3 protein-coding genes are annotated in these 3,163 nt (G+C 68.1%); all 3 read right to left on the reverse strand.

The annotated features are described in order from the left end of the window. A partial coding sequence (locus ABZT47_RS40240; RefSeq protein WP_354854071.1) for an arabinofuranosidase catalytic domain-containing protein occupies positions 1 to 344 on the reverse strand: 344 nt, incomplete at its 3' end. A gap of 584 nt (positions 345 to 928) precedes the next feature. Continuing rightward, complete coding sequence (locus tag ABZT47_RS40245) at positions 929 to 2,560, reverse strand: cellulose binding domain-containing protein (RefSeq protein WP_354854074.1); 1,632 nt, start codon at positions 2,558 to 2,560, stop codon at positions 929 to 931. Positions 2,561 to 3,029: 469 nt separating this feature from the next. Next, a partial coding sequence (locus tag ABZT47_RS40250) for a cellulose binding domain-containing protein (RefSeq protein WP_354854077.1) occupies positions 3,030 to 3,163 on the reverse strand: 134 nt, incomplete at its 5' end.

Here is a 3,163-nt window from a genome sequence, read left to right on the forward strand (position 1 = left end):
TCGCGGCTGTTGGTCTCGGCGTTGCCGTAGTCGAAACAGCAACCACCGTTGTAGTGCGTGCCGTCGAAGATGGCGTACATGCCCTCCGGCTGGTCGCCGGTCGCGATGCCCGAGGTCCGGTTGTTGCGGTAGCCGGTGCCCGGGGCCACGTACACGCCGTAGGCCTTCTGCCCGCCCACCGTGACCGGCGCCGCGGCCGCGTTGGCGAGGTTGTCAGGGCCGCCGGCCGCCCCGCCGCCGGGCGCCTGGGTGAGGTGGTTACCCCGTCCTGTCTGGTCGTAGATGACGGTGATCAGGCAGGTCGTGCCGGAGCAGAACGAGTCCTGCGTGGCGGCGTTGGCCACACCCCCCGCGCTCAGCGGGGCGACGTCCCGCGTGGTGCGGGATAGTGCGGAGTCAATGCACTGAAGGCCCCGGCGTCAAGAAGGCGGATCGAACATCCCGGACGCCTCGGGGGTGCCGTCAGCGCGCCGCCTGGGCTCTCACCCTGACGCCTTCGAAACATTGCGATGAGATGTCGTGAAACTTTCACCGCGGGTCCGCCGGATGGTGAGCCGCCACCTGCCTCACCGGATCGCCATCGTTCAGGTGACATCGACCACCCCGGCGCCCCCGCCACCAGAGTTATTCGGCACTGAGGGACGACGCGGTCAAGGAAGTCGCCCTACGCGCCGCCGGCCTCTCCGACGGGACCTTTAAAATCATCCAAGACATGATCGACCGCGCCCGAACCCTCGAAGGCCTCCCCGCCATAGAACAATGAGGTCGCAGCTGATCACTCAGGATGTGACCGATCTGCCACCCGCAAGCGATTCCAGCGTCGACCGGCGTTGATCTTCTGTGGCGACCGGGCCGGCGCGTACGGCGAGAACGCGGGGCCCCGCCTCGGAAGGTTCCGACGGCGGGGCCTGGCGTCATCGCGGCCGGCTCAGCTCGCGGTGCAGGTGATGGGCGACGGGACGGCGTTGGTCCCGTTGGCGGTTCCGGTGAAGCCGAAGGTGGTGGAGGCGCCGGAGCTCAGAGTGCCGTTGTAGCTCGCGTTCCCCACGGTGACGGCGGCTCCGGACTGGCTGAGGGTGCCGTTCCAGAGCTGGGTGATCGTCTGGCCGTTGGCGTAACGCCAGGTGGCCGTCCACCCGGTTACCGCCCGGTTCGCGGTCACGGTCACCTCGCCCTGGAACCCGCCCTGCCAGGAGTTGACCACCTTGTACGTGGCCGTGCACCCCTGTCCCGAGCTCGGAGTCGGCGTGGGGGTCGGCGTGGGGGTCGGCGTGGGGGTCGGCGTGGGGGTGGGCGTCGGCGTCCGGGTGGGCGTGGGTGTCGGGCTGGGGCCGCCCCCGCCGGCCTTCAGGACGGTGATGGAGTACGGGGGAAGGGTGATCGACGTCGCCGAGGAACCGGTGGTGGTGCTGATCGAGGTGTTCCCCTTCTGCCACTGCACGATGGTCGGGCTGCCGCCGGGAGAGAACCCCGAGTAGGACAGCGAGACCGTGGTGGAGTTGTTGAGGTCCTTGTTGACCAGCACGACGTTCAGGCCGCTGGAGGTCTTCACCGCGTGCGCGGCGAGCAGCGCGTTGGACGAGGAAGCCTGCACGAGCGTGTCACCCGGGGATCCGGCCCTGCCGACCATGGCCAGGCCGTAGTACGGCGAGAACGGCGTGTTGGTCGCCGGCTCACCGGAGGCGCCGGAGGACAGGATGCCCTCGTCGTGGTAGTCGACGGTCCCGTCGTCGTTCCTGCCGGGGCTTTGGCTGGTCCCGTTGTGGAGATTCCACCAGTCCAGGTTCATCGCCCCGTTCTCGAACCAGGTCAGATAGCTGTCGGTGGCGAACAACGCGGCGGTGGCGCTGTTGAGCTGGTAGCTGGGGTTCAGCTCGGTGACCGCGATCCCGATGGAAGAGGCCCGGCTTCCGGCGTATCTGGAGATCAGGGAGCGGAGCGAGCCGGTGATCGTCGAGATCTGCGACACCTTGGTCAGGCTGTCGGCCGCCGAGGAGGCGCCCGGGTACCAGTGGACGATGACGAAGTCGGCCTTGTCCTGGACGATCGACATGACCGTGTTGTTCCAGTCGGCGCTGTCGCCCGACCCGACGATGCCGTCCGGCCAGCTCCCCGGGGTCGTGAGCACGACGCCCACCTTGATGGTGGAGTCGACGGCCTTCATCGCCGAGATGTACTGCACCACGTTGTTGGCGTATGTTCTCGGGCTCTTGTCGGAGTGGTTGTCCTGCTCCCACCCCGACCCGTAGTGGCCGTTGCCGTAGACCTCGTTGCCGACCTCCCAGTACTTGACGCCGTAGCCCTTGGTGACGTTGGCGTACCGCACCCAGTCGGCCGCCTCCTGCGCGGTGCCGGTGCCGTAGTTGGCGATGACGACCGGCTGCGCGCCGGCCGAGCGCACCGTGCCGATGTAGGTGTCGAAGTCGGTGTTGGGGGCGACGTACCCGCCGTCGGCCGTGTTGGTCTTCCAGTGGTAGATGTCGGCGTACGACCCGCCCGGGTAGCGGACGGCGGTGAAGCCGGCGTCCCGCAGCAGCCCAGGTATGGCCGAATGGTTCATGTTCCCGTCATAGACGGCGACGTTGACACCATGTCCGGCGGACGGGATCACACCCCGAGTATTGTTAGCGCTAACATTCACGGTCGCGGTAGTAGCCGCCGATGCCGAATCGACCGTCACGGCGCTGATCACCGTAGCGGCCAGGGCCGTGGCGGCGAACAGCGCCACGACGGCCCGCCGACGGCGGAGCAAGCCAGGCATCCGAACTCCTCGAAGTCGCGTGCGCGGGACGCACAGGGTCAGCGGAGCGTGATCGAGTCCCCTGCCTCCGGTCAAGCGAGCGGCCCGCACGTGACGGGCCAAGCGACCCCAACTGCACCGACGGCGGCCCACCGGGTGCAACTTTCACTCATTGAGCCGGCACGACCGTAGAGCGATCGGCCGGCTACTCTCACGTTCGCGAAGAACACGGCGAGTGCTTCGAACGGGACCGCGGCACGGCGGGCAGCCGGGGTGTTTCGCTTGCCGGTCAGACCACGGTGCAGGGGACGCCGTTGAGGGTGAAGGCGGTGGGTTCGGCGGTGTTTCCGGTGTGGGTGGCCTGGAAGCCGATCTCGACGGTGGCGCCGGGGGCGAGGGTGCCGTTGAAGTCGACGTTGCGGG

This window comes from Sphaerisporangium sp. NPDC005289, assembly GCF_040607455.1.
GTDB lineage: Bacteria > Actinomycetota > Actinomycetes > Streptosporangiales > Streptosporangiaceae > Sphaerisporangium > Sphaerisporangium rhizosphaerae.

Coding starts and splice junctions, on each gene's coding strand:
- ABZT47_RS40245 (WP_354854074.1), bottom strand. CDS start 2,560: ATGAACCATTCGGCCATACCTGGGCTGCTGCGGGACGCCGGCTTCACC.